Below are 26,435 nucleotides of genomic sequence, written 5' to 3' on the forward strand. Positions count from 1 at the left end.
GGGTTGCCCATTTTGGCACTCTGGAGGGCCAGGGCGCCGGCATGCTGCGTCGTATGCGTAGAATAGTCGGGAGATTTGTACATTAATTACCTACTGAATGTCGTAAGGACCAACTGCCAGTGTTTGGATTGTCCAAGATTCTCCGCGTCGGCGAGGGCCGCGCTGTCAAGCGCCTCCAGGCCATTGCTGACCAAGTAATCGCACTCGAAGATGAGTACGCAGCGCTTTCTGACGAAGAGCTCAAGGCCAAAACCGTTGAGTTCAAGGAACGCGTAGAAAAGGGCGAGAAGATTGACAACCTCCTGCTCGAAGCCTTCGCCACCGCCCGCGAAGCCTCATGGCGTGTGCTCGGGCAGAAGCATTACCCGGTTCAGATCATGGGTGGTGCCGCATTGCACTTCGGTAACGTTGCCGAAATGCGCACCGGTGAAGGCAAGACCCTGACCTGTGTGCTTCCTGCTTACCTCAACGCTCTGGAAGGCAAGGGCGTCCACGTGGTCACCGTCAACGACTACCTGGCTAAGCGTGACTCGGAGTGGATGGGTCGTGTGCACCGCTTCCTGGGGCTCAAAACAGACGTTATTTTGTCCCACATGAACCCGCAGCAGCGCCGTGAAGCTTACAATGCGGACATCACCTACGGCACCAACAATGAGTTGGGCTTCGATTATCTGCGCGATAACATGGCTCACTCGCTGAATGACCTGGTCCAGCGGGGCCACCACTACGCCATCGTGGACGAAGTGGACTCCATCCTCATCGACGAAGCCCGTACCCCACTGATCATTTCTGGACCTGCCGATGGTTCCTCCGAGTGGTACAACGCCTTCGCCACGATCGTGCCACGCATGCAGCGCGACGTGCACTACGAAGTCGACGAACGCAAGCGCACCGTAGGCGTTAAAGAAGAAGGCGTGGAGTACGTTGAGGATCAGCTTGGTATTACTAACCTGTATGCTCCGGAGTACTCCCAGCTCGTTAGCTACCTGACCAACGCTATTAAGGCGAAGGAACTATTTACCCGCGATAAGGACTACATTGTCCGCAATGGCGAAGTCATGATCGTGGACGAGTTTACGGGCCGCGTTTTGGACGGGCGTCGCTACAACGAGGGCATGCACCAGGCGATCGAGGCGAAGGAAAACGTCGAGATCAAGAACGAAAACCAGACCCTGGCTACCGTTACGCTGCAGAATTACTTCCGCCTGTACGACAAGCTCGCTGGTATGACCGGTACTGCAGAAACCGAAGCGTCCGAGCTTCACCAGATCTACAAGCTGGACGTCATGCCGATCCCGACCAACCGACCAAACCAGCGCGAAGACCTCACGGACCTGATCTACAAGACTCAGGAAGCCAAGTTCGCCGCTGTGGTTGACGATATTGAGGAGCGCGTCGAGAAGGGCCAGCCAGTGTTGGTGGGTACTGCGTCGGTGGAGCGCTCAGAGTACCTCTCGCGCCTGTTGCAAGCTAAGGGCATTAAACACAACGTGCTGAACGCGAAGCACCACGAAAAGGAAGCCGAGATCGTCGCGCAAGCAGGCCTGCCAGGGGCAGTGACCGTGGCGACGAACATGGCTGGTCGTGGTACTGACATCGTGCTGGGTGGCAACCCAGATATTCTCGCGGACATTAACCTGCGGGAACGCGGGCTGGACCCGGTAGAAAACCCGGAAGAATACGAAGCAGCGTGGGACGAGGAGATCGCCCGCGTGAAGAAGCGCTCGGCTGAGCAGGCCGAGAAGGTGCGTGAGGCCGGTGGCCTGTATGTGCTGGGCACCGAGCGACACGATTCCCGGCGTATCGATAACCAGCTGCGTGGTCGTTCCGGTCGTCAGGGCGACCCAGGAACCACCCGGTTCTACCTGTCCCTGCGCGATGACCTGATGCTGCGCTTCGTCGGCCCAATGCTGGAAAACACCATGAATCGGTTGGACATCCCAGATAACCAGCCGATCGATTCCAAGATGGTGTCCAACGCGGTCAAAAACGCACAGACCCAGGTGGAATCGCAGAACTTTGAGATGCGTAAGAACGTCCTGAAGTACGACGAGGTGATGAACGAACAGCGCAAGGTGATTTACGCCGAGCGTCGCGCGGTGTTGGAAGGTGCGGACGTTTCTAAGCAGATCCAGGCGATGATCGATGACACGATCTCCGACTACGTCGCACATGCCACGGCCAACGGCTATGTAGAGGATTGGGATCTGGATAAGCTGTGGAACGCCCTGGAGACTCTCTACGGCCCATCCATGAGCTGGAAGTCCCTCGTCGACGGCACCGAGTACGGCGCTGCCGGTGAGCTGTCCGCTAAAGACCTGCGGGAAGCACTCCTCAAAGACGCCCACACGCTCTACCAGGACATGGAAGATAAGGTCGCGGCGATTGGTGGCGAGGAACAGATGCGCAGCATCGAGCGCGTGGCCATCCTGAACGTGGTGGATACGAAGTGGCGCGAGCACCTCTATGAGATGGACTACCTCAAGGAAGGCATTGGTCTGCGTGCCATGGCGCAGCGTGATCCGCTGGTGGAATACCAGCGCGAGGGCGGTGACATGTTCAACGCCATGAAGGACGGAATTAAGGAAGAAACCGTTCGCCAGCTGTTCCTGATCCGCAAGCAGTTCGTGCCTCAGGCCGAGGCTGCCGGAACTGTGGACGTCAACAATGACGGCAAGCTCGACGCGGAGGACCTCGGTGGCAACACCGGCCCGCGCCCAGACCAAATGCGCACCTCCGGGCCCGAAGAGGTATAAGCAGTCACATCAATCGCAGTGACCGCAATACCCATTGGCGTTTGCCTTCCGGGAGTTCTCCCCGGCCGGCAAACGCCTTTGTCGTTCCGGCTACGGTATAGGATCCGATGAATTCCGTGGCTGCCACGATCGCCACTTCCAGGGGATCATGGGGTGGGCGAGTTGGGGCGGGGTGGACGTCGATACGCCGCACCGTTACGGGGCCGCGCAGAGCGCTGCGCTTGAGGTGGGCGGCGACGTGGACGCGAACTTGGGTGTCAAAGAGTGGGCGTCGCAGGGAGGTTTCGGGTCGCATGCCGAAAGCGGCGTCGAGCGCGACCTGGATGAGCCCCCGTAGTGACGCATCTGGGGCAACCTGGGTGGTCATCACTCGGCTGGGATGCGCTACTGTAGGGGTGAGAATTTTCAGGTGGCTGTATCCGGGGAGTGCGCGGAGCATGGTGTGTTCCTTAGAGCTGTCCCGGGGCTGCTTGGCGAGCGGTGGTGCGATGTGCTGTGGAAGAATAAATGTTCGCAGTGGTCGCTCACTTGTCAAACAGTGTGCCACGAAAAGGTAATGCCGTCGAGCGGTAATAGTGTTTTAGGTCTTTTAGGAAAGCGGGAGTTGAGTGTGCGAGGACTAATCGTCGATTACGTCGGAGTGTTGGACGGGACCGAAGATGATCAGCGCAGGTGGCGTAACCTGCTGGCTGCAGCAAAGCGTGATGGGGTAGCGACCGCCATCTTGTCCAACGATCCGGGTGGCCCAGCTGCTGACCCGATTCGTCAGTGGCAGACCCGTGAACTGGTGGACGCCGTTGTTCTCTCGGGTGAAATCGGCGCAGAAAAGCCGAGCGAAGAAGCGTTTCAGGCGGCTGCCGATGCGGTTGGGCTGCCGATGCGTGATTGCGTGCTTGTTGACGACTCAATCCTCAATGTCCGTGCCGCAGTTGAGTCCGGATTGGTGGGCGTCTACTACCAGCAGTTCGATCGCGCCGTGGTGGAAATAGTGGGCCTGTTTGGGATTGAAGGGGAATTCTAGTGCGCGTCTACCTTCCGGCGACGTTTTCCATTCTGAAAGAGCTAAAGGAAACGGGTAGTTTCCATGCCCGTTCTGGCTGGGGTTTTGCCGTAACTCCTGCGCTGGTTGAGTTTTTTGAAGAAGGGGACGAGGAGGAGTTTGCGCACTTTGCGTTCATCGAGGCAGCGCGCGCTTCGCTGCGACTGCTCGCTATCGGTGATGAGACTGCCTTCCCGCACCGTCGAGTGGTGATTACAGCTGACCTGCCTGATTCTCAGGTCACTCTCGCGCCGGAGAACGGGGAAGCAGTGGTAGCGCTGTCCCCGGCGCAGATTAACTTTGATGATGTCGCGGCGCTGCACGTGGACGTGGAATCCTCGGAGTCGGCAACTGCCGCTGCGATCGCAGCGATCGATGCTGCTGATTTGGGGGACGAGGACGCCGAGCTGACTGTTGGTGACGCCGATGACAACTTCATGGCGTGGTATGACACGGTTGAGCTGCCATTCTTGGTTGATTTGCTGTAGCTTGTGGCTACCTTCGACAACGCCCGCAGTGGACTGCTGTGGGCGTTTTCTCGTTGTTTCCACAGCTAAATTTACGCTGGTGCGCTTGCACCAATAACCTACGCTCGCGTAAGCTACGCTGACGTACCTTAAAGTTTTGCGATGGAAACGAGTTGTTGTGACTGTAAAAACCTCAGATGCGCTGAAGGGAATCCGGTCTGCGCTGAAAGCGTGGACAACTCCCTTGCTGCCTGATGACTACACCGCGCTAGTCAATCCGCTCTGGAGTATCCGGGAGCTGCGCGGCGTGATCCGCCTCGTTGATCGCGACATAGCTGCCGATACGGTGCTGCTAGACATTGAGCCGGGTTGGGGCGTGCCGGTACGTTTTGAAGCTGGCCAATACATCGGAATTGGTGTCCAGATGGATGGTCGGTTTGTCTGGCGAAGCTACTCTCTTGTCAATACGCCGAAGCGTGAGCGCCACAGCTTCCAAATCTGCGTCCGCGGCGTGACCGGCGGAAAGTTATCGCAGCACCTGCTGGAGTGTGCCCGACCCGGGCAGGTGATCCGTCTGGCTGCCCCCGCCGGAGATTTCTATCTCACCAATCCTGTCCCAGAAAAGCTTCTCTTCATCACCGCCGGCTCGGGAATTACCCCGGTGATCTCGATGCTCCGCCACCTCGACGAGCAGGGCGCGCTTCACGACGTCACCCTGATCCACTCCATCCGTCACCGAGAGGATTTGCTGTTTGCTTCCACTCTTGCGGACCTGGAACGACGCCACCCCGGCTTCCGCTTTATCCTCCAGGTAACCTCCGAGCAAGGCCGAATCACCTCAGGCGATGTGGAGCGGCTCGTCCCGGATTTTGCTGAGCGCGCCGCCTACGCGTGTGGCCCAGCACAGATGCTTAACGAGGCGGAGCAGTGGTGGGACGGGGGCGTCGATAAGGCATATCCGCTGCGTACCGAGCGCTTCACCTTGGACCGCGTGAGCGACGCTAAGGGCGGCACCATCCGGTTGGGAGAAAAGTCCGTGGCCGCCGACGGCGCCACCACCATCCTGGAAGCGGCAGAAGAAGCCGGCGTTCAGCTGCCATTTGGCTGCCGCATGGGTATCTGTCAAACCTGCGTGCAGACCGTAAAAGAGGGCCACGCCCACAACCTACGCACCGGTGAAACACACGAACCGGGCAGTCGCGTGCGGGTGTGCTGCACCGTAGCAAACGGCGACATCACCCTCGATATCTAGGAGAAACATATGGCAATTGCGAACATCAAAGCATACGCGCACCTCACCGACGCCGATATCGAAGAAATCGGACGCCGATTCGACGCCATCAAAGCGGAGGTCGAACAATCCCTCGGTGAAAAAGACGTCAAGTACATCAAGAACCTCATCCGTACCCAACGCGGCCTGGAGATTGGGGCGCGCATCGCACTCCTGCTGAGCCACAAAAAACCATTTTTCTTCGCGGGAACGGCCATGCTCAGCGTGGCAAAGATCCTCGAAAACATGGAAATCGGACACAACGTCATCCACGGCCAATGGGACTGGATGAATGACCCCACCATCCACTCCACCACCTGGGAATGGGACATGAACTGCCCTTCGAAACAGTGGATGCACACCCACAACCACGTCCACCACACCTACACGAACATCCTCGGCATGGATCACGACGTGGGATACGGCGTGCTGCGCGTGACCCGCGACCGTAAGTGGACCCCGCAACACGCCTTCCAACCCCTGACCAACGCTGTGCTGGCATCCCTGTTCCAATGGGCCATCGCCTTCTACGACGTCGAGTTCGGTCGCCTGTTTGCGGGCAAGCAAACCTGGGAGGAAACGGCACCAAAGTTCTGGGAAACCGTCGGTAAGGTGCGCAACCAGGTGCTGAAAGACTACGTCTTCTACCCGGCGCTCACCGGACCGAACTTCAAACACACCGCACTGGCGAACATGTGGGCCAACCTGATCCGCAACTGGTGGGCATACGCCGTGATCTTCTGCGGTCACTTCCCAGACGAGACCGAAACGTTCACCAAAGCCCAGTGGAAAAACGAAACCAAGGGCGAATGGTACCTGCGTCAAATGCTCGGTTCCGCGAACTTCCGGGGTGGCAAAATCCTCACCATCATGTCCGGCAACCTGAACTACCAAATTGAGCACCACCTGTTCCCGGACATGCCTTCCAACCGTCTGGCAGGGGTGGGGAAGCAAATCGAAGCCATCGCCCGCGAGTTCGATCTGCCGTACAACACCGATTCCTTCCTGGTGCAGTTCGGCAAGGTGCAAAAGACCTTGTTGAAGCTGACCCTGCCGAACTCCATGCTGGCAGCCCGACCGGAGAATGCGCCAGAGGTACGCTCCGAAGCCGCATTCACGCCAGACATTGAGAGCAAGCTGCACGTCGGCAAGGATGACAGCGGCAAGCGTCGAGGCTTGGTTCCCGGACTGAAACTGCTGAAGCAAGCGCGCCCCACAGTGGGGGAAGCGGTGCGGTATGCGTTGATGCGCCCGGTGCGTCGTTAAGGCTGCTGCTTAAACAACGCGGACGTGAACGGGGCCAGCTTCTGCTCTTTCTGAATGAGCAGGCCCCAGAAACGCACTGAGAGAGCCGCGGCGACCACGGCTACGAACACCGGCAGGTAGCCCTGCGCCGCCATGTCTGTGAACTCGATGGCGGCGATCATCCCGAACATCGGGGCCGCCATCGCCGTGGAAAGGAACGCGGCTGCGCCCAGGATGGCGAAGGCCCCGAAGGGGATTTCCGGAAACAGCGGGTGCAGAGCTAGCCCCAGCAGGGAACCGAAGATCGCACCTAGCCCAAACGCCGGAGTCAGCGTGCCACCAATGACACCGACCCGGAAGCTGAGCAAGATCACGCACATCCGCAACGCGCCCAACAGCAGCAGACCGAAAGCCGCGCTTTGGGCGGTGAAAATGGAGTCGGTAGTGAATCGGGCATTCGCGCTGACTCCGGGGACCACGTACGAAATCACGGCCAGCACAGCGAACCCAAGAGGCATTTGCCACAGCAGCTGCCGGCCACGGGCACGGTGTTTAACCGCAGAACGAGCCAGAGCGCCGAACCAGTGGCCCAGCAACCCAGTGAACGCTCCTACGACCAGGGCGATAACAATTGTGGCCATGCTTTCCGCAACGGGCACGCTGTGGTACACGGGGTGCGGCTCCACAAAAATACCAGTGACCGCAGCAGCCGTGGCGGAGGTGAGCATCGCGGTGATCACCGCCTGGGCGGACATCTCCACCAGCAACAGCTCGAGGGTGAAGATCGCGCCTGCCAGTGGCAAATGGAACGATGCGCCGAGACCTGCGCCAGCAGCTGACGCTACCAGCAGCCGTCGGGCGGTGGGATCGATGCGCAGCGCGACTGCGAGGCGAGAGCCCCAGAGCGCACCCATCAGTCGGGGAGCGTTCTCGCGACCGACCTGGGCACCCGCAGCCACAGACATGACTTGAATAAAAGCGGAGCAGAGCGTGGTGAGGACGGGCATCTTCTTTCCGAACATTGCCTCCGGAACCGACACCTGTTCAGACCCGCTCCGGTCTAACAAGAACCAGGCCCAGGACAGGATGAAACCTAATCCGATGAGGGTGAGGGATAGCCGCAGTGGCGAAACCGCAGACGTCGGATCATGATTGACCAGGTGATCCACCCCAAACACCGCCCGTTCGGTGAAAATCACCGCCCAGTTCAGTGCCGCTACGCCTAGACCGGTGAGGGCCCCAGTGATCACGGCGTACAGCGAAAGTCGACTGATTGACGTGTGCTCCAAGGGGAGGCGTTCCATTGCGGTTATGAGTCCTTTTCTATGCCGAGTTCCCAGTCGTCGTTGGATCGTAGTGCGGTGAGGAGTTTGCGGACCGCGGTGACTCGTCGCAGAGATGCGCCCTCTAGTTCATCGAGGGCGCATTCCGGGTCAGCTGGTGGGCCCATGTGGGTGCAGCCACGTGGGCACTGTTCGGCAGCTTCCGCGAGGTCGTCGAATACCCCGACCACGGTGTCCGCGTCGACGTGCGCCAGCCCGAAGGAACGGATGCCGGGGGTGTCGATGATCCAGCCGTCGCCGGGGAGCTTGAGAGCTACTGACTGCGTGGATGTGTGGCGCCCCTTACCGACGCCCGACACCTCGCCCGTTGCCCGATCCGCGTCAGGCACGAGTCGGTTGACCAACGTCGATTTCCCGACCCCGGAATGCCCGATCAATGCGGTGACATGCCCAGATACCATGCTGGTGATGGCGGTAATGTCATCGTCGATCCCGGCAATCACCACCGGGACGTCGAGATCAGCAAACTCCGCGGCGAACTCACTAGGGTCAGCGAGATCTGACTTGGTCAAACACAAGATTGGCTTCAGCTTACCGACGAACGCTGCGACAAGCGCCCGTTCCACAAAGCCAGCGCGTGGCGGGGGATCAGCCACTGCCGAGACAATCAGGAGCTGGTCGGCATTGCCGACCACGATGCGTTCGTACGGGTCGGTATCGTCCGCGGTTCGCCGCAGCACGCTGGTGCGATCCTCGAGTCGAATAATACGGGCGAGCGTGCCCGGTTTACCGGAGGTGTCTCCGACCACCCCGACGCGGTCTCCCACCACGATGTTGGTGCGCCCCAACTCGCGGGCGCGCATGCAGACGATGGGATCCGTGTGCCCATCGAGCACTACTCCCCAGCGACCCCGGTCTTTGGATACCACCATGCCCACTCTCGCGTTCTCGTGGGCGGGGCGATCCTTTGTACGCGGGCGCGAACCCTTGCCAGGGCGGACCCGGACGTCGGATTCGTCGAAGTAGCGTCGCCTAGCCATCGATCATGGCCTGCCACATGAGCTCGAAACCTGGCAGCGTCTTGGAGGTGGTGCCGATGTCTTCCACGGTGACGTCGGAGGTGACCAGCCCGATGATCGCGCCGGCGGTGGCCATACGGTGATCGGCGTAGGAGTGCCACACCCCACCCTTCAGTGGCGCTGGGGTGATGATCAAGCCGTCTTCAAACTCCACGCAATTGCCCCCGAGGGCGTTGATCTCCGTGGACAAGGCGGCGAGTCGGTCGGTCTCGTGCCCGCGCAGGTGCGCGATCCCTTCCAGTCTGCTCGGAGTGCTCGCGAGGGCAGCCAACGCGGCGACGGTAGGGGTGAGCTCACCAATATCGCCCAGGTCGATGTCAATGCCCCGGAGGGAGCCGGGTTCAGGACCCGTCACCACCAGGTCATTGGTTTCGCCGTTGGCGCGGAACTCCGTGGTGCATCCCATCTGCTCCAGAATGCCACGGATCGCGTCACCGGCTTGGTGAGTGGCGGTCGGCCAATCGTGGATGGCCACCTGGCCCCCGGTGACCGCTGCGGCGGCGAGGAACGGGGTGGCATTGGACAGGTCTGGTTCGATAGCCCAGACACGGCCTTCGATGGGGCCTGGGGCAACACGCCACTGGTTCGCCACAGAGGTATCAACACTTACCCCGGCTTGTCGCAGCATATCCACCGTCATCTCCACGTGAGGCATGCTCGGCAGGCGCCCACCACAGTGGCGGACTGTCAGGCCTTCGCCGTAGCGAGCACCGGCGAGGAGGAGTCCGGAGACGAACTGGGACGAAGCACTGGCGTCGAGTTCCACGGTGCCGCCGCGAACCGCACCGGTGCCATGGATAGTGAAGGGCAATGCGGTGCCGTCGACGGATACGCCGAGGTCACGCAGTGCGTTGAGGATCGTGTCCATGGGGCGCACCCGCGCTTGGACATCACCATCGAAAAAGACGGTGCCGTCAGATAGCGCAGCGACGGGTGGGACGAAACGCATCACCGTTCCGGCCAGGCCACAGTAGATGGTGCCACCGGAGAGTTCACCTGGCTCAACCCGGATCGTGGTTGTGGGGGAGCCGTGGCTTGGCTCGGTACGGGTGATGGCGGCGCCCAGCTGCTCGAGCGCGGACATCATCAGGTCAGTATCGCGACTGACCAGTGCGTTTTTGATTGTCGAGGGATAGCTGCCGAGCGCCGCCAGGATCAGTGCCCGGTTCGTCATCGACTTAGACCCTGGAATCGATCCGTTCCAGGAAACCGGCCCATCCGCCACGGGGGCCTGCCACAAAGCTAAACCTTGAGAATCCATGTCATCCATAATAGGGGGTATGTGCGGACGCTTCGTTCTCTTTACCACAGGTGAGTCGCTCCTCGACGCCACCACAGCCATGCTTCACGACGCCACGGTGCCGGTCCGAGCACCCCACGGCACCCCGCCACCGCGCTACAACATCGCCCCTACCACTGTGATCCCCATCGTGCGCCGGTCGCCAGATGGCAGCGAAACACTCCTGGAACCAGCCCGGTGGGGCCTGCTGCCGCACTGGAAAACAGATCTTTCCGGCCCACCACTGTTCAACGCGCGGGCAGAAACCGTCGCTACCAAGCCCTCTTTTCGCACCGCCTATCGCCGTGGGCGCTGCGTGATTCCCCTGGACGGCTACTACGAGTGGCACAACAAGCAGCCCTACTTCGTCCGCCCGGCCGACAGTGGAATGCTGTGGGCAGCGGGGCTGTGGGACACTGGAATGAACCAACTATCCGCGACGATGATCACCACCGAGGCAGTGGAGCCACTGGCCTGGCTTCACCACCGCTTACCACGCTTCTTAAGCCCTCACGAGATCCCACGGTGGCTCGCTGGAGATGAAGACCTGCTACACCCGACTGAAGAATCCCTGGTGGCAGGCCTGGTAGCTACCCCCGCAGATTCTGCGGTAGGAAACGTTCGCAACGACTACCCAGAGTTACTCGGCGACCAAGTCAGCTAGCGAACCGCTCGTGGCCTGTAACAGCACATCCGCTGTGACCTCCAGGTCAAGGCCACGACGCCCACCGGAGACAAACACCGTCTCATGGTTGGCCGCGCTGGCATCAATCACCGTCGGCAGCGGATGCCTTTGGCCAATCGGTGAAATCCCTCCCACCACGTATCCGCTACTGCGCTCCGCCAATTTCGGATCGGCCATCGACGCCTTGGCCACCCCGTGTGCCTTGGCAGCCTTCTTCAGTGACAACGAGCCGGTGACCGGAAGGCAGCACACCGCCAACTCGCGCCGGGGTCCCTTCCCCGCAGTCAGATCCACCACCAGCGTCTTAAACACCCGAGACTCTGCCACACCTAACTCTTGGCGCAACAGCTCGGCTGCTTCTGCGCCGAAATTGTGAGAGTGCGTTTCGAAAGTGTGCACGCGATGGGGGAGAGCGGCGTCGATAAGCTGTGCAATCGCTGCAGTGCTGGCTGCCTTTTTCTTGGCCATATGTCATATCTCCTATCAGTGCACCTAGAATGTTAAAAGCAACGTACGTTCACGACATAAGGACATGCCGCACAATGACTGACCCCGCGCTCGTCGAAAGGTTCGAGGCTGAGGCGCTTCCGCTACTAGATCAACTGTACGGCGGTGCGCTGCGTCTCACCCGCAACCCCTCCGACGCCGAGGATCTGGTGCAAGAAACGTACATGAAAGCCTTCAAATCCTTCGACAGCTTCAAAGAAGGCACCAACCTCAAAGCGTGGCTCTATCGCATTATGACGAACACGTACATCAACTCGTACCGCAAGGCGCAACGTCAGCCCGCTCAACTTCCTACGGACGACATTACCGACTACCAGCTTTACTCCACTTCCTCGCACCAATCCACCGGCCTCGATTCCGCCGAAGTGGAGGCCCTCAAGGGCCTCCCAGACTCCGAAATCACCGATGCGCTCAACGCCCTTAGCGACGAATACCGCATGGCCGTCTACTACGCGGATATCGAAGGATTGCCCTACAAAGAAGTCGCCGAGATCCTCGGAGTGCCCATCGGTACCGTCATGTCCCGACTCCATCGGGGAAGAAAACAACTCCGCGAAGCGTTAAAAGAAGTAGCACGCAGTTACGGGATCGGAGCTTAAGGAATAACCATGACAAACTCACCCCATCGCAGGTGCGAATGCAATTGCGCCGACGCATACACACTCCTGGTCGAACTACTCGACGGCGACTGCTGCGACGCCACCCGCGCTGAACTGCGCTCCCGGATCGAAGCGTGCCCGCACTGCTTCGAAAAACTTGGCATCGAAGAAGAAGTCCGCGAAATCCTACGCCGATCCTGCGCCGCTCAAGCACCCCTACGCCTGCGCCAACGAATCTCCATTTCCATCCGCGTGCAACGGTTCTCGTAACCGCGGGGTTATTTTTCGGATTTTAGGGGGAAGTTGGCTTTCTCCCCGACATTACCCTCCCGAAGTTCGGGCTCGTCGCAGCGATTTAGGGGCAACCTCGGGGGGCGTAAATTCGGGGTCAAGGATTCGGGCAAGGCAATCCCGGGACCGCGCTCGCGGGGCACGTTTCCTACTGTCACAGGATTCCCAATAGTCACATTGGCTACAATAATTGCGCTGTTGAGGTGCGGTGGGGGATGTTTGGTTTTCTCCCCGACATTACCCTCCCGAAGTTCGGGCTTGTCGCAGCGATTTAGGGGCAACCTCGGGGGCGGAATGTCGGGGTCGTGGTGTTTGGCAAGGCAATCCTGGCCCCCACGCACTGACACAACAACCTCAGGGCATAGCGAAAGCTCCTGCTGGTAATCCCAGCAGGAGCTTCGGTGCTGTAAGAACACGCTCTAGTTATGCGTTAGGGCGCTTGCCGTGGTTTGCTTTGCTCTTACGGCGATCCTTACGCTTGCGGCCACGCTTGCTCATGGCTGCCTCCTTGCTTGGTTAAAAGGGGTATTAAGTCTCATCCACTTTAATGGAGGGATGGGCAAACGTGTTAATTAGACGGTGGTGCGGGTACGGCCGCGGCCACGGTTCTTGCGGCGGCGGAGTGCGCGTCGTTCGTCTTCGCTCATACCGCCCCAGACACCGGCGTCCTGGCCGGACTCGAGTGCCCATGCGAGGCACTGGGAGGTTACTGGGCAGCGGTTGCATACCATCTTTGCGGCTGCGATCTGTGCGAGTGCTGGGCCGGAGTTGCCTACTGGGAAGAAGAGCTCTGGGTCTTCGTCGCGGCATACGGCTTCGTGGCGCCAATCCATGGGGTTTCTCCTAGCGTGTCGTTCTTACAGTCTGTGGTACTTGATGAGTCAACTGCTACCGGGGCAGCACAAGGGGAGGGTCCGGGACGGTCCCTTGTTTGATGCGTGGTGGCGGTTAGCGGTGATGGCAGCCTCGGGGGCTGGCTCTGTGGGAGCTAGTTCATCAGGGCGTAACCTGTTGTACCCAAAAAGTTCGACTAAGGTTTTACAACCCGTCGTTTTCGTTACCGATGAATCATGACATGTCCACGCAATCTTGGCTAGACTTTAGAGCAATTTTGTGTGCAAGATCACGCGAAGTGATGATTTTTTGGGCAGATTACATCGATGGATTCCGGGAAGGATGTGATGGTTAGTTCTTTGTTTGCTCCGGCATATTCGCCATCTACCTGCCACTTTAGTTTCGTTTGTGAAGATAGAGTGATGTGTACCGCATCGTCAACTCGGGTTTCTTGGAAGTCGAGCTGATTTTTCAACAAATTGCTTAATGGGATGCCTATTGCGCTGATGATGGCGAGGGAACCATCGATGTCGGAGATACGCGAAAGTGCATACAACGAGCATCCGCTTCCCATGCTGTGCTCAGGATTGGTGACGATGGGTACTGGCCCCGCGTACGTCCACGGATTCGTATTGGACACGATGACAAAAGGCACGTCCCCGGTTACGTGTTTCTCCTCGTGTGTCCAAGCATCAAAGTGAATATGTGGTGGGGTGCGGCGGAGTTTGCGCCACGCAGAGTGTGCAATGGCAGAGTAATTCCACGGTGTGGCTGGAATGCCACGGTCACGGAGTTTGTCCATCCGTCGGATCACTTCAGCGTCCATGCCGAAGCCGACGTTCACGCAAAACCAGCGGTCATTCACGGCGCCAACCGGCAGTCGTCGATAAGTGCCGGCAGCCATGAGGTCAGCGAGTTGGTGGGCGGCCTCCACGGGGTTGTTCGGAAAGCCCAGCGCGCGGGCGAAAACGTTGGCCGACCCCGTAGGCACCACCGCGACCCGAGGAAGTTCCTCAGGAGCGGGGCGCTGGGAAGGGTCTGGACCCAGCAGCCCGCTGATCACCTCGTTCACGGTGCCATCGCCACCGAAGACGATAACTGCATCGTAATCGTCGCGGGTCAGGCCCCGTACGATCTCGGCGGCGTGTTCGGGGTGTTGGGTATGCCTGGCAGTGACGTTGCTCACCGCAAGCAGTGGGGCGAGGGCAGCTCGGAAGGAACGCTCGGTGAGGCTCGTCGAGTTGGGGTTGGTCAGCAGCAGGCATCGCATAACTGGTCAGTGTAGTGGCATCGCGCGCGTTCGGGTTAGGATGTGGAGCGTGATTAATGCTGAGCCTCGAGTCCCCACCCCCGTAAAATATGCTGGTTACCTGGCTATGATCCAGTCGTTGATCGGCCTGGGGTACGCCGGAATTTTGATTTACCGCGAGCTGATCGGCGAGCGAGACGCCGCGATTGTCACGGACACCGAGGCTCGTGCTGGACTGATCGGCTACGGCACCGCCATCTACTTCATCATCATTTTCGGCGCGGTGCTCGCGGGAGCAATCAGCATGAATAAGGGACGCCGCTGGGGACGAGGTCCCGTCGCCATGCTGGAAATGTTCCTGCTGGTAGTGGCCTACTACATGTGGTCTGCAGGTCAGCCCGCGTGGGCAGGCGTCGTGGCGGTGTCCGGCGTGCTCGGCCTGTTCCTATTGTTCAACTCGAAGTCGCTGGCGTGGGCGACCGCAAACCACCGCTAGCTGCGAAGGATCACCACGGCATCGCCGCGCTTCTCGACGACAGTAGTCCCCGCTACAGCTAGTGACACCCTACCGGTGTAGCCCTTCCTGTCAACGGGGATAGTTTTTTCTACCTTCCCCGTGCTCCAATTCCCGACAGCAATTCCACCAGGTATCGGGAACGCGATGCGATCGCCGACCGCAGCGCCTGTGCCAATGGCCCCCTCGAAGATGACCTCGGTGGCAAGGGTCGCCGGATTCAAAAGGTACAGCCTCTCGCCATCAAACCAGGTCATGTGGTGTGGCAAGTCCGCGGTCTCCGGAGCAAACGCAGTCGCAGTATCGCTGCTCAAGTGCTCAGCCACCAGGCGGCTCGGCTTCACCGCGAGCCTGGATTTTTCCTTCCCGGTATCGTCGTAAGAAATCAGCTGGGGCGTGCTGCTCGGTACATATACCGAGGCAAGTTTCTGGCCAACGCCAATCAGCTGTGCGTCGGAGCCAGGTACCGAGACATCGGCCTTGACGGTGGGCTCGCGCGAGTCATCCGGGGTGGAGCTTAGGAACCGGAGCATGGTGTTATCGGGCTGCTCAGGACAGGTTTCTGCCACCGCAAGGAGCTCCTTGCGGCTCAGTGCCGATGAGATCGTGCAGGCTTCATGAGGCTGCTGATTCGGCTCCTGCTTGGCAGTTTTGTCTCCGTACTCGACGGTGCGGACGAGATCACTGCGCCAGAGCTCGACCCGCTCTGGGCTGACAGTGCCGACGCGGTCATTTGAAGCCAGGGGCACCACGTGATCGGGGGCGGGGGCGCTCCGTGTCGCCTCGTAGGTGCCCTGTTTGGCATCGATCCGGGTGACGTCGCCGCACCCCGCAGAGTTGCGGTAAGTGGCGACAACGGAGTTGAAGGCTAAGCCCAAGGAACACACCTCAAGGTCACGGGTGTATGTCCACACCGGCTGCCCCGTGTGGGGATCCATTGCTGACACAGTGCCACCGTTCGCGGTGATCACGAGCCCATCCACCACCAAGGGGCGGACAAGGGCAGGGACGGCGCTATCGGCAGCTCGCCACGTTTCCCGCAAATGAGACGGAAGCGCTGCTAGCACGACCGGGCTCTCGAATGGTTGCTCTGCAGGGGTGAGCTCAGAATGTCGGATCGGCGCAGCGGCCCACGCCACTGCGATTCCGGTGAGTGCCACGGTAGTGATGACCGCGGTGGCGATGAGATCCTTGGGCGAGCGCTGCAACGGGGTATTGCGGTGCGTTTTGTTCACCTCTTGCGACCCTTTCGGCGGGGACGTGCGGAAGTCATGCGCTCATGGGTCGACTTGTCACTTCGCGAACCACGTTCCTGAGGGCGGCGACCGCCACGAAGCCGCTGGGTGCTGCTGAACCCACCGAACACTCGCCTAGCAGGTCCCACGCTGCTACCAGCATCCTCCGGGATATTCAGCAGCTCAAACAACTCCGGTGAGGTAGAAAAGAGCTGCGGTGGCTCTGGAACATCCAGATCAAGTTCGGAATTGACCAGCTGCCACTTTGCGAGCTCGTCAAAGCCTACCAGCGTGATAGCAGTGCCACTATGTCCGGCGCGTCCGGTGCGGCCAATGCGGTGGACATAGGTCATGGGATCGTCGGGAGTTTGGTAGTTGATGACGTGGGTGACGTCGTCAACGTCGATGCCTCGGGCAGCAACGTCGGTGGCCACCAGAATGTCCACGGTGCCATCGCGGAACGCCTGGAGGGATTTCTCACGGGCGACCTGGCCCAAGTCGCCGTGCACGGCGCCGACGGTGAATCCCGCGGTGGCAAGATCATTGGCCACTTCCGCGGCGCTGCGCTTGGTGCGGGTGAAGATGATGGTGCGACCTCGCTCAGCTGCCTGCAGGGCCTTTACGACGATCGCCACTTTGTCCATGCGGTGAGCCTGAATGACCACCTGCTTTGTGGTGGCGTGGGTGTGTTGATTGCTGTCGCTCTCTGCACGAATGTGGATGGGCTTGTTCAGGAAGCTTCGGGCCAACGTGATGATAGGGCCCGGCATCGTGGCGGAAAACAACATGGTTTGGTGCTGATGAGTCAGGGCCTTGAGCAGTTTCTCAATCGCAGGGAGGAAACCGAGGTCGAGCATCTCATCGGCCTCATCCAGCACGAGGATTGCTACTTGGTCAAGGGCCAGGGCGCCCTGTTGGTACAGGTCAATGAGGCGCCCGGGAGTGCCCACGATGACATCTACGCCGTCGTTAAGCTTGGCAATCTGCTCCTCATATGGGCGACCGCCGTACACCGTCATGACACGCACGGGCGTGTGTTGTGCGGCGATGGTGAGGTCTTCTGCCACCTGCACGGCCAGTTCACGGGTTGGCGTGACGACGAGCGCGCGTGGGGTGCCATCAAGTTCTGCAATGTCAGCGGAGTCAAACACCCGATCCAGCAGCGGGACACCAAAACCCAAGGTCTTTCCCATGCCGGTGCGTGCTTGGCCGATTATATCGGACCCCTCCAACGCGATCGGAAGCGTCAGCTCCTGAATGGCAAAGGTGTGAGTGATCCCTCGCGCAGCTAGCGCCTCACAGATCTCCGCGGCGACACCTAGTTCGGCAAAGGTCGGTTTACTGGATTTCTGTTGTGCAGACACGATCTTGATACTAGTCAACGAACAGCGGTTTTAACACCGGCCCGGCCTGCGCTCCGGCTAGCTACCGTCAAGGATAAGATGAACCGAGTGTAGCTGCTGCCTTAAACTAGGGCAGCGAATTGCGTAAATCCAGCGAGATAAGAGGACATCATGGACATCAAAATTGGTTTTAGCGACAACCCGCGGGAATTGACACTGTCCACCGATACGCCGAAGGAAGAGCTTCAGGCTCGCGTTGCGGAGGTGCTGAGCCAGGACGGTGGTGTGCTTGAGCTTTCCGACGAACGCGGTCGCACGTTCCTGGTGCGCGGCGCGCGGATCGCCTACGTGGAGTTCGGTGCCGCAGCTTCCCGACCAGTGGGATTTGTTGGTTAAAGAGCTGTGAATTCTCCTCATTCGGAACCGGTCCTGGTCCGTTTTGCGCGTGAATACGGGTGGCGAGCGTATGCCATACCAGTGTTACTGGTGGTCACTATCTGGATTCTCGTCGATATAACGCGCAACCCACAACCGGACATCACCACGCCAGCAGCGACAACGCATGCTGCATCACACCATGGCGATGAGGAGTCCAAATCCATCGGCCCCGTCCCAGATAGGACAATGGCGCTACCGATTGGCATAGGGGATCTTCCACCTGGTGGTTCCTTCGCTGAGGCGGGGGATAAGACGTACCGGGTCGTCGGTAAGCCTGGGCCAAAGGTGGGTGAGGGGCGCGACAAAGCCGTCACCTACGTCGTCGAAGTAGAAAACGGCGTGGACACTGCCGCCTACGGTGGCGACGATGCTGTCGCTGCCATGATCGACGCCACGTTGAGCAATCCGAAAGGGTGGATCGCTGACCCAGCGTTTTCTTTCCAACATGTGTTGCCGGAGGAAAATCCCACGATGCGAATCCAGCTGGCGTCGATGGCCACCACGCATGAACTGTGTGGACATGACCTCGAGATGGAAACCAGCTGTTACACCACCGATGGCGACCGGGTAGTCATCAACGAATCCCGGTGGGTACGCGGTGCCATAACTGCTAGCGGAGATCTGGGCAGCTACCGCCAATACCTGATTAATCACGAGGTGGGACACGGCATCGGCTATGCGGCACACGCGGCGTGTCCGAAAAATGGTGATCTAGCTCCGGTGATGATGCAGCAAACGTTGAGCCTGGATAACTCTGTGTTGCATCAGATCGATCCGGAGGAAATCTATCCGGACAATCAACAGGCCTGCGTTTTTAATCCTTGGCCGTACCCACTGGGATATCACCCTTAAGGAAAGGAACGACGATGATGGCTGTGCCAGAACACGTTCGCGCTGCGTTTCATGCCGAATCTGGCGATGCCACCCCGCTGGGCTACGCCTGGGATTACGGGTTCCGAATCGGAAACATTGTGCTTAGCCCGGCGTTGGACCCCGATAACGCGGCGTGGTCGGCGAAAGTGCGGGAGAACCTGCATGTGGAGGGGTTGCGCGTGGTCAAGCCTGTGCGGGCCACCGACGGCCGGTTTGTGGTCTCCGGATGGCGGGCGAACAGCTACGCAGCCGGGGAATTGGCGTCGGGCAGGGTGGACGAAGTGGTGATCGTAGGTCTTCGCCTCGCTGACGCGCTTGCCGACGTCCCATCCCCCGAGTTCGCTACCAAACCAGTAACGGGGAAGTGGAAAACCCACGAGATTTACCGTGTTGCTGACCAGGCGGCCTGGTCCGATGATCCGGCACAGTTGCTGGCGCTCGGACTTGATACTTCCGCGGTCGCGGGGGCGCAGCTGGAGGCCGCGCTGCGGTTGGCAGCACGCATTAGCCCGTTGCTGCCTCCGATTGAGGGACCGTCGCACGTGGGTCATGCTGACATGCTCACTACCATGCTGTTTTCCGGAACCCAGCCACCTCTGGTGACGGACATCGTCGCTACTGTGCGGCCGCATGGCTACACGGCAGCGCTCGCTGCGGTGGATGGCTTGTTATTCGACGCTGTCGACTCCGACATCGTGCATCGCTTCTCCCATGTTCCTGAATTCACTGGGCTGTTGCTGCGCGCGCTGATGTACCGGATTTTCGTATCAGCCTTGAGCGATGAGGTTGAGGGAGTGTCGGAACGGCTGGAGAGGGTTGCTAACATTCTCACCGGAAAATAGAGCACATGTTCTAAAAATGGCGGTAGGGGAGCTTACCGTGTCCGGTGCGTCTGTCACAATGGAGGCATGAATCAGTTCGTGCCCTCAGCTCGCTTCGCCCCGCCGGAAAAACTACAGGTCAAGCTCGTAGCTGGAGAGTCTTCCTCGCCGGAATCTCGTACCTGGGATGGGGCTGCCCAGCAGCTTATCGCTGCGATGGACACCCCTAAACCAGGAAAATGGCGGGTCACCGGCACCGCCGATTCGGGCGTCACCTCCCTCATCGTGGATGCTGTTCTAGCGCGAATTGCTTCCGGGGTGTCCCCGTCCGAGATTGTGGTCCTTGCTACCTCTAAAGAATCGGGCGCATTGCTTCGCAAGGAGTTTGCGAAGCTCTTGCCCAGCGTCGGGTACGTGTCCGAAACTCCTCTCGTGCAGTCGGTGCACTCGTTCGCTTTCTCCTTGGTGCGCCTGGCACGGCTGCGTAATCCCGAATCAGCGGAAGATGCGTCGCTGGGGCGAACCCCGCGCCTTATCACCGGCGCACAACAGGACCTGATTATTCAAGAGCTGCTCCAGGTTCATGCTGAATCGGAGGATAACTACTGGCCGGACAACGTACGAGACGCACTAACCATGGTGGGTTTCGCGAGGCAACTTCGTGACTTCCTCCTGCGTTCCCAAGAACGCGGACTGGGGCCGGAACAGCTCCAAGGGCTCGGCCACGTCTACAACCGACCCATGTGGGTGGCCGCCGGAAAATTCCTCCAGGAATACGAAGAAATCACTCAGCTCACAGGTGCCCAGCTGTACAACGCTTCAGAACTCGTGGTAGCGGCCCACGACCACCTCAACGCCGACGAGGCTTTTCGCGAGGCTATGCAAGAACAAATTGATTCCCTGTTTGTGGACGACGCCCAAAACCTCGACCCACAAGCAGCGCAGCTCATCGGCGTTTTTACGCACTCTGCGCAGTGCGCTGTGCTGGCGGGAAATCCCGAACACTCAGTATTCCACTTCCGTGGTGCAACCCCGGATTCATTAACGAGCTGGCCGGTTGACCATGAGATTGTGCTGGATCGGCGTCGTCACGCGCCCCGGCAACAAATCTGTTACGCCGACTCGGAGGCGACACAGCACCTCGTCGTCGCGGACACCTTGCGCCGCGCCCACCTTATCGACGGGACATCGTGGGATGAGATGGCAGTGATTGTCCGTTCCAGTAGCAGCATCCCTGCGGTCCGTCGTGCCCTGCTGTCTGCTGGCGTTCCCGTGTCCTTGCAACCCACGTCGATGGTCCTCGCACAGCAACGACTGGTGTCCGGGCTGCTGCTAGCGCTCACGCTGCTCACCGAGCCACTGACCACCACGGAACTTGAGGAACTCATTCTCAGCCCCATCGGTGGCGCCGACCCCGTGACCCTGCGCAGGCTGCTCCGCGGACTCCGGCAAGCCGAAATGAAGCGGGGCGGCACTCGTCGCGCCACTGACGTCCTCGCCGACATCCTCCGCGCTACCGACGAATTACCAACCGATACAGTCGAATATCTCACGCAACGCGAGCTAGACATCCTGCTCCGTCTGACCGGAGTGCTCAAAGCCGGTCGTGAGGCACTTGCCCAAGGAGCCTCCATTGAACTCACGTTGTGGGAAGTATGGGACGCCACAGGGCTTTCCGATCGGCTCATGAACGCCTCACTGCGTGGCGGGGCCTTGGGAAGCCAAGCTGACATCGACCTTGACGCTGTCATGGCACTTTTCGATGCAGCGGGAGACTTCGTTGAACGCCACCCAGCCGCACCACTGATGCGGTTCGTGTCCACCATTCGAGAAGAGGAACTGCCCAGCGGTACTCGCGATCGACGCGGTTTCGCACCAGAAGCCGTGTCAATCCTCACCGCACACAGCTGCATCGGTCGCCACTGGCCTCTCGTGGTTGTCTGCGGAGTACAGGAAGGGCAATGGCCCGCGCTGGGGGAGACCGGTTCGCTGTTCGGCCAGGAAGAACTTGTCCAACTGCATGACCGCGATATCGACCCCAACGTCATCACTTCCAACACCAAAGACAAAGTCGCTGAGGAACGCAGGCTGTTCTTGCTCGCCTGTTCGCGCGCAACCCACACATTGCTCGTCACCGCGGTCACTGCACCAGATTCAGATGAGGTAGAAGAACCTTCACGCTTCGTCACCGAGCTAGCCGAGGACCCTGATGTCCTCGTGACCACCTCAGGAACCCCCGACGCCTTCGCTGAGCTAAACAACGACATCGGAGACAGCACACAGTTTCCCCGACTGCTGTCACAGCCCAGCATCGTCGCTGAACTTCGCCGCACCCTCGAAGCACCCGATGCCCCAGAACATCACAAGCGGGAAGCAGCCCGCCAACTGGCCAGGCTTGCCGAAGCCGGAATCCACGGTGCCCACCCGGACACCTGGTGGGGGCTCGCTGCGCCGAGTGAAGCAGAACCGATCATGAACCTTAACCCGCCAGTGCAGCTTTCTCCATCAAAAATCGAAAGCGCTCTGGTGTGCCCACTACGGACCGTCCTCAGCGAATACGGCGAAGAAGACGACAGCCCATTGCACCTGTTCAAAGGCATCCTCATCCACGCCGGGGCAGAAGCCTACGCCCGATCAGTGCCACGGGCGGACATCGAAAGGATGCTCACCGAGGCATTTGTCGCCCACACCGACTTTCCGGCCTGGCTGGTGGAGAACGAACTAACCAACTGGAAGCGCACCCTCGACCGAACTTTTGAATGGTTGGATAAACGAACCAACGAACTAGTGGGCGTGGAATACCCCGTCAATGTGGTGGTGAGCGCACTACCCGACGGCACACCGATAGCCATTCGCGGCAGAATCGACCGGCTAGAAAAACAAGCCGATGACGCCCTGCTGGTCATTGACCTCAAAACCGGAAAGCATGGGGTATCAAAGGACGATGCGGAAGTGCATCCGCAGCTATTCGCTTACCAACTCGCCCTCGCCCACGCCGAGGTAGGGCCGGAGGGCGCGACTACGTCTAACATGGGACTCCGCCCAGAGGTACTCGGTGGCGGCTGGCTGGTATACCCAGCGTCCGAAGCTGTGAAGGTCACCGAGCGGCAGCAACCCATGAAAGACGAACAACAGCTCACCGATTTTGCCGCGCTCCTGCCCGAAGTAGTCACCGCAATCCAAGGACCCCAGTTTCAAGCACATGAAAACCCAGCCTGCGACCGGTGCGTGCTGCGCACCATGTGCCCAGCGCATCCCGAGGGAAAGGCTCTCACCAATGTTTAAGCAACGGATCTCACCGGAAGAACTCGCCGCAGCTCAAGGCCAAAAATTTCCGCCAACTCCGCAACAAGCTGCCGTGATCGGCGCAGCACCAGGCCCAATGCTGGTGGTGGCAGGAGCCGGCGCCGGCAAAACCGAAACGATGGCCAACCGCGTCGTGTGGCTCGTTGCGAACGGGTACGTCGACCCAGAACGAGTCCTGGGCCTAACCTTCACCCGAAAGGCCGCCCAGCAGCTGCGTCAGCGCATCAAAACCCGTCTGGCTACCTTCGCTATGACCCCACAGGCGCGTGACCTGGACCCCGAAGGCCGACTTTCGGCCACATTGGAAAACATCAACCCAACCGTGCTCACCTACGACTCCTACGCTGGTCGGCTCGTCGGAGAATACGGCTTGTTACTGCCCGTCGAGCCCTCTGCCCGGCTCATCACTCAAACCGAGCTGTACGCCATCGCCCGTGAGCTCGTGGTGAACTACACCGGACAACTGTCCGTCACCACCCAGGTCGCCTACACCACCGCAACCTTGCTGAAACTCTCGGCAGAAATCGACAACCACATGGTGAGCCTGGATGACGTCCGCACCGAATCACAAGAATTCATGCGCCTGTTCGACGACCCCGTCGATGACAAAGGCAACCCCGCCAACCTGATTAAAAAAGACCGGGACTGGCTGAGTGCACAGCAAAAACGCATTGACTTCCTTCCACTAGTCCAGCAACTCCGGGAAACCCTCGCGGAGCAGCGCGTCATTACCTTCGGGCAGCAAATGACACTGGCAGCCACCCTGGCTGAAAAACACCCAGAAGTAGGGCAGCGGGAACGAGCCAAGTTTGGCGTCGTCATGCTCGACGAATACCAAGACACCTCGCACGCCCAACGCGTGCTCCTACGCAGTTTGTATGGGGGCCACGATCCGCACCTCACCGTGACCGCAGTGGGAGACCCGATGCAGTCCATCTATGGTTGGCGTGGCGCTACGGCTGCCAACCTCGATCGCTTCGTCACGGATTTCCCTTGCGTTTCCGAGACTTCAGAGCCACTAGGTCCAGCGCCAAAGCAAGAACTCACCGTGTCATTTAGAAACCCGGCAGACGTCCTTGCAGCTGCGAACACCATTGCTGACCACGCATTTAAGGACCGTGGGCCATCCCAGCGGCCAGTACAGCCACTGGAACCACTCGCAGCCAACGGCCAAGGCACCGTACAGCTTGGCTGGTTCGGAACGCCAGCGGAAGAAATCTCCTGGGTGGCAGACTCCCTGGCGACGGCATTCCACGCCCCACGGGAGCATGATTTCACCGGGGCAGTGCTCGTCAGGAAGCGCAGGCATATCGCGCTAATCGTCGCAGCTCTGGAAGAACGCGGAGTTCCCGTGGAAGTGGTAGGTCTATCCGGTCTGCTTTCCATCCCAGAGATCTCTGACCTCACGTCGATCGCATCCATGCTGATCAACCCGCAAGACAACAAGGCAGCACTGCGGATCCTTACCGGCCCCTTAGTCGGCCTCGGAGCAAACGACATCCGGGCTGTCTACCAGCGCGCCCGGAACCTCGCCGGCCGCAGCGCGGAAGACGTCGGGCCAGCACCAAAGGACCCGCTGGAAAAACTCGCCTGGACCATCACCACTGCCGATAAACCCGACCCCAGCACCATCGTCGGTCTCAGCGATGCCATTGCTGACCTGGGAGAACCGGAAAAATACTCTGCGGAAGGCTATCGACGCCTCACTGAACTTGCAGCGGCGTTGCGCCACCTGCGTACGCAGAGCCTCGGCCGCAGCATCAGCGACATCTTTGCCGATATCGAATCCGTCATGGGCATCCGCACCGAGGTGCTAGCTAGGCAAGACCCCACCGCCGACGGTGCACCCGGCACCGCCCACCTGGACGCCTTTGCCGACCAAGTAGCCACCTTCGAAAACATTCCGGGAGCAACCCTGCGCGGACTTCTCGAATATTTCGAGCTCGCCTCCCAAGAAGAAGACGGCTTCGAGCCCGGTGAAGTATCCGTCCGCTCAGAACGAGTGCAAATCCTCACCGTGCACAAGTCCAAAGGGCTGGAATGGCAGCACGTTGCCGTGCTACACGCGGACAACAAAACGTACGATGATGAAACCAGCAAAGGGGCCAAAAACCCCACCTGGGTCAGCACAGTCACCAGCATTCCCTCTAGCCTGCGTGGCGACGCCCGATCCGTTGATGACCTCACCGGAGCCCCAGTATTCGAACTGGAAAGCTTCGACACTATCAAGGAACTACGCAACGGGATCAATGCGCACATCGATGAATTCCGGGAAAACCTCAACGCCGAATCAGAGCGATTGTTTTACGTGGCCATCACCCGCAGCGAAGAACACCTCTATGTCAGCGCCTCCTACAACGGAAAAGACGGCTGGCGATCAAACGCGCCTTACCTGCACCTGAACAAGCTCAAGCGGGCCCTCCCACACGCAGTTGTGCACTGGGAAGAAGAACTCGAGCCGAACCAGGATGGGACCAAAACGCTACACGGTAGTTTCCCACAGGATGCGTTGGGCGGGCGTCGGCAAGCAGTGGCGAAAGCCGCGGAGGCTGTGAAGGCTGCGCTCGCGTCCCCGCCAGAGCCTCGCTTCGACAGCAGCGAACTGACGAAACAATGGGAAGCCGACGTGGTCGCGTTGATCGAGGAACATCGAGCTCAGCAGGTGACAGAGGTGCACGTCCCAGTGCTCAAGGAACTCACCGCCACAGACATGGTCTCCATTGCCTCCAACCCGGAGTACTTCGCCCGGCGCAGCGCACGCCCCGTGCCATTCCGCCCCAACGCATACGCCAAGCGTGGCACCGCGTTCCACGAATGGCTCGAACGCAAACTCGGCGGTCAATCCTTCCTCGATGAGGAACAGCTTCCTGGGATGGGCGACGAAGGGTACGTCGAAGCGGAAGTGGAGCAGCTCAAAGAGAAATTCCTGGCTTCGGAATGGGCTGAAAAAACCCCGAAGTACGTGGAGCAGCCCTTTGAAGTGGTCCTCGGCGACCACGTCGTGCGTGGTCGCATGGACGCCGTGTTTCACGAGGCCGACTCCGACGAAGAAGGCTGGCTCGTGGTGGACTGGAAGACAGGTCGCCCCCCATCAGGGGCAGCCCTGGAAACCGCGAGTTTGCAGCTCGCAGTGTACCGGCACGCATGGGCCGAACTGCTCAGCAAGAAACTCGGCACAGCCATCGACCCAGAGAAGATTCGCGCAGCGTTTTACTACGTATCGGCAGGTTTCACACTGGAGCCAGGTAAACTACCTGACGCACAAGAAATGGCGCGGATGCTCGCAATGGATGACACGCAATAGAAGGACACTGAAGGAGCG

At 59.7% G+C, this 26,435-nt stretch carries 24 protein-coding genes; 14 read left to right on the forward strand and 10 right to left on the reverse strand.

All coding sequences use genetic code 11. From position 1 onward, the window contains the following. Positions 1–119: 119 nt before the first annotated feature. Positions 120–2,756 carry a preprotein translocase subunit SecA gene (gene secA / locus ACZ6ZO_RS06780; RefSeq protein WP_182386751.1) on the forward strand — a complete coding sequence of 879 codons (2,637 nt, stop codon included), beginning with the start codon at positions 120–122 and terminating at the stop codon, positions 2,754–2,756. A 4-nt stretch (positions 2,757–2,760) separates the two neighbouring features. Here the strand turns inward: secA and ACZ6ZO_RS06785 are convergent, their stop codons facing one another. Then, positions 2,761–3,195 (reverse strand): hypothetical protein, encoded by a 435-nt coding sequence (locus ACZ6ZO_RS06785; protein ID WP_182386750.1) that lies wholly within the window; start codon positions 3,193–3,195, stop codon positions 2,761–2,763. Positions 3,196–3,366: 171 nt separating this feature from the next. On the opposite strand from ACZ6ZO_RS06785, the gene ACZ6ZO_RS06790 reads away from it, so the two are divergent. From ACZ6ZO_RS06790 to ACZ6ZO_RS06805, 4 genes are all read left to right on the forward strand, one after another. Further along, a complete protein-coding gene (locus ACZ6ZO_RS06790; RefSeq protein WP_465291490.1) occupies positions 3,367–3,777 on the forward strand; it encodes an HAD family hydrolase in 411 nt (136 codons plus the stop codon). Further along, positions 3,777–4,283 (forward strand): DUF6912 family protein, encoded by a 507-nt coding sequence (locus ACZ6ZO_RS06795; RefSeq protein WP_182386748.1) that lies wholly within the window; start codon positions 3,777–3,779, stop codon positions 4,281–4,283. Before ACZ6ZO_RS06790 ends, ACZ6ZO_RS06795 begins: the two co-directional genes overlap by 1 nt. Positions 4,284–4,440: 157 nt before the next feature. Further along, a complete protein-coding gene (locus ACZ6ZO_RS06800) occupies positions 4,441–5,514 on the forward strand; it encodes a ferredoxin reductase (protein WP_465291493.1) in 1,074 nt (357 codons plus the stop codon). Positions 5,515–5,523: 9 nt separating this feature from the next. Then, a complete protein-coding gene (locus tag ACZ6ZO_RS06805) occupies positions 5,524–6,798 on the forward strand; it encodes a fatty acid desaturase family protein (RefSeq protein ID WP_182386746.1) in 1,275 nt (424 codons plus the stop codon). Here the strand turns inward: ACZ6ZO_RS06805 and ACZ6ZO_RS06810 are convergent. From ACZ6ZO_RS06810 to aroA, 3 genes are read right to left on the reverse strand one after another with little or no spacing between them, the layout of a single operon-like run. Further along, positions 6,795–8,081 (reverse strand): chloride channel protein, encoded by a 1,287-nt coding sequence (locus ACZ6ZO_RS06810; RefSeq protein ID WP_182386745.1) that lies wholly within the window; start codon positions 8,079–8,081, stop codon positions 6,795–6,797. The two genes, ACZ6ZO_RS06805 and ACZ6ZO_RS06810, sit on opposite strands and share 4 nt — an antisense overlap. 5 nt (positions 8,082–8,086) lie before the next feature. Then, positions 8,087–9,100, reverse strand: a complete 1,014-nt coding sequence (gene rsgA / locus ACZ6ZO_RS06815; RefSeq protein ID WP_182386744.1) for a ribosome small subunit-dependent GTPase A — start codon at positions 9,098–9,100, stop codon at positions 8,087–8,089. After that, positions 9,093–10,400, reverse strand: coding sequence for a 3-phosphoshikimate 1-carboxyvinyltransferase (gene aroA, locus ACZ6ZO_RS06820; protein WP_407926272.1), 1,308 nt, complete (start codon positions 10,398–10,400; stop codon positions 9,093–9,095). The genes rsgA and aroA overlap by 8 nt, the downstream gene beginning before the upstream one ends. A gap of 19 nt (positions 10,401–10,419) precedes the next feature. Between aroA and ACZ6ZO_RS06825 the strand changes: the two genes are divergently transcribed. After that, positions 10,420–11,082 (forward strand): SOS response-associated peptidase, encoded by a 663-nt coding sequence (locus tag ACZ6ZO_RS06825; protein ID WP_465291496.1) that lies wholly within the window; start codon positions 10,420–10,422, stop codon positions 11,080–11,082. On the opposite strand, the gene ACZ6ZO_RS06830 is transcribed toward ACZ6ZO_RS06825, so the two are convergent. Then, positions 11,059–11,571 (reverse strand): aminoacyl-tRNA deacylase, encoded by a 513-nt coding sequence (locus tag ACZ6ZO_RS06830; protein WP_465291498.1) that lies wholly within the window; start codon positions 11,569–11,571, stop codon positions 11,059–11,061. The genes ACZ6ZO_RS06825 and ACZ6ZO_RS06830 overlap by 24 nt on opposite strands. Before the next feature lie 74 nt (positions 11,572–11,645). On the opposite strand from ACZ6ZO_RS06830, the gene ACZ6ZO_RS06835 reads away from it, so the two are divergent. After that, entirely contained in the window at positions 11,646–12,209 is a 564-nt protein-coding gene (locus ACZ6ZO_RS06835; RefSeq protein WP_343159368.1) for a sigma-70 family RNA polymerase sigma factor, read from the forward strand. Positions 12,210–12,218: 9 nt separating this feature from the next. Next, positions 12,219–12,479, forward strand: a complete 261-nt coding sequence (rsrA, locus tag ACZ6ZO_RS06840) for a mycothiol system anti-sigma-R factor (RefSeq protein ID WP_465291500.1) — start codon at positions 12,219–12,221, stop codon at positions 12,477–12,479. A gap of 444 nt (positions 12,480–12,923) precedes the next feature. Here the strand turns inward: rsrA and ACZ6ZO_RS06845 are convergent, their stop codons facing one another. The 3 genes from ACZ6ZO_RS06845 to ACZ6ZO_RS06855 form a co-directional block, all read right to left on the reverse strand. Further along, positions 12,924–12,998, reverse strand: coding sequence for a 50S ribosomal protein bL37 (locus ACZ6ZO_RS06845; protein ID WP_407926296.1), 75 nt, complete (start codon positions 12,996–12,998; stop codon positions 12,924–12,926). A gap of 74 nt (positions 12,999–13,072) precedes the next feature. Next, entirely contained in the window at positions 13,073–13,333 is a 261-nt protein-coding gene (locus ACZ6ZO_RS06850; RefSeq protein WP_156193028.1) for a WhiB family transcriptional regulator, read from the reverse strand. A 290-nt stretch (positions 13,334–13,623) separates the two neighbouring features. Next, the gene (locus ACZ6ZO_RS06855; RefSeq protein ID WP_465291503.1) at positions 13,624–14,604 is read right to left on the reverse strand and encodes a diacylglycerol/lipid kinase family protein; all 981 of its coding nucleotides are present in this window, start codon (positions 14,602–14,604) and stop codon (positions 13,624–13,626) included. Positions 14,605–14,710: 106 nt separating this feature from the next. On the opposite strand from ACZ6ZO_RS06855, the gene ACZ6ZO_RS06860 reads away from it, so the two are divergent. Continuing rightward, on the forward strand, positions 14,711–15,079 hold the full coding sequence (locus ACZ6ZO_RS06860; protein WP_232843368.1) for a hypothetical protein: 369 nt from the start codon (positions 14,711–14,713) through the stop codon (positions 15,077–15,079). On the opposite strand, the gene ACZ6ZO_RS06865 is transcribed toward ACZ6ZO_RS06860, so the two are convergent. Together ACZ6ZO_RS06865 and ACZ6ZO_RS06870 are read right to left on the reverse strand one after the other, a co-directional pair. After that, positions 15,076–16,332: an Rv3212 family protein gene (locus ACZ6ZO_RS06865; protein WP_465291505.1), complete on the reverse strand. Its 1,257-nt coding sequence runs from the start codon at positions 16,330–16,332 to the stop codon at positions 15,076–15,078. The two genes, ACZ6ZO_RS06860 and ACZ6ZO_RS06865, sit on opposite strands and share 4 nt — an antisense overlap. Next, the gene (locus tag ACZ6ZO_RS06870) at positions 16,329–17,696 is read right to left on the reverse strand and encodes a DEAD/DEAH box helicase (protein ID WP_465291507.1); all 1,368 of its coding nucleotides are present in this window, start codon (positions 17,694–17,696) and stop codon (positions 16,329–16,331) included. The genes ACZ6ZO_RS06865 and ACZ6ZO_RS06870 overlap by 4 nt, the downstream gene beginning before the upstream one ends. A 150-nt stretch (positions 17,697–17,846) precedes the next feature. Between ACZ6ZO_RS06870 and ACZ6ZO_RS06875 the strand changes: the two genes are divergently transcribed. The 5 genes from ACZ6ZO_RS06875 (at position 17,847) to ACZ6ZO_RS06895 (ending at position 26,417) form a co-directional block, all read left to right on the forward strand. Further along, positions 17,847–18,071 (forward strand): DUF3107 domain-containing protein, encoded by a 225-nt coding sequence (locus tag ACZ6ZO_RS06875; RefSeq protein WP_182386734.1) that lies wholly within the window; start codon positions 17,847–17,849, stop codon positions 18,069–18,071. A 6-nt stretch (positions 18,072–18,077) separates the two neighbouring features. Then, positions 18,078–18,965, forward strand: a complete 888-nt coding sequence (locus ACZ6ZO_RS06880) for a DUF3152 domain-containing protein (protein ID WP_232843330.1) — start codon at positions 18,078–18,080, stop codon at positions 18,963–18,965. Between the two features lie 14 nt (positions 18,966–18,979). After that, entirely contained in the window at positions 18,980–19,828 is an 849-nt protein-coding gene (locus ACZ6ZO_RS06885; RefSeq protein ID WP_465291509.1) for a TIGR02569 family protein, read from the forward strand. A 66-nt stretch (positions 19,829–19,894) separates the two neighbouring features. Next, positions 19,895–23,092: a PD-(D/E)XK nuclease family protein gene (locus ACZ6ZO_RS06890; RefSeq protein ID WP_465291511.1), complete on the forward strand. Its 3,198-nt coding sequence runs from the start codon at positions 19,895–19,897 to the stop codon at positions 23,090–23,092. After that, positions 23,085–26,417, forward strand: a complete 3,333-nt coding sequence (locus ACZ6ZO_RS06895) for a UvrD-helicase domain-containing protein (protein ID WP_465291513.1) — start codon at positions 23,085–23,087, stop codon at positions 26,415–26,417. Before ACZ6ZO_RS06890 ends, ACZ6ZO_RS06895 begins: the two co-directional genes overlap by 8 nt. Positions 26,418–26,435: the final 18 nt, after the last annotated feature.

It is taken from the genome of Corynebacterium sp. NPDC104732 (assembly GCF_055583565.1).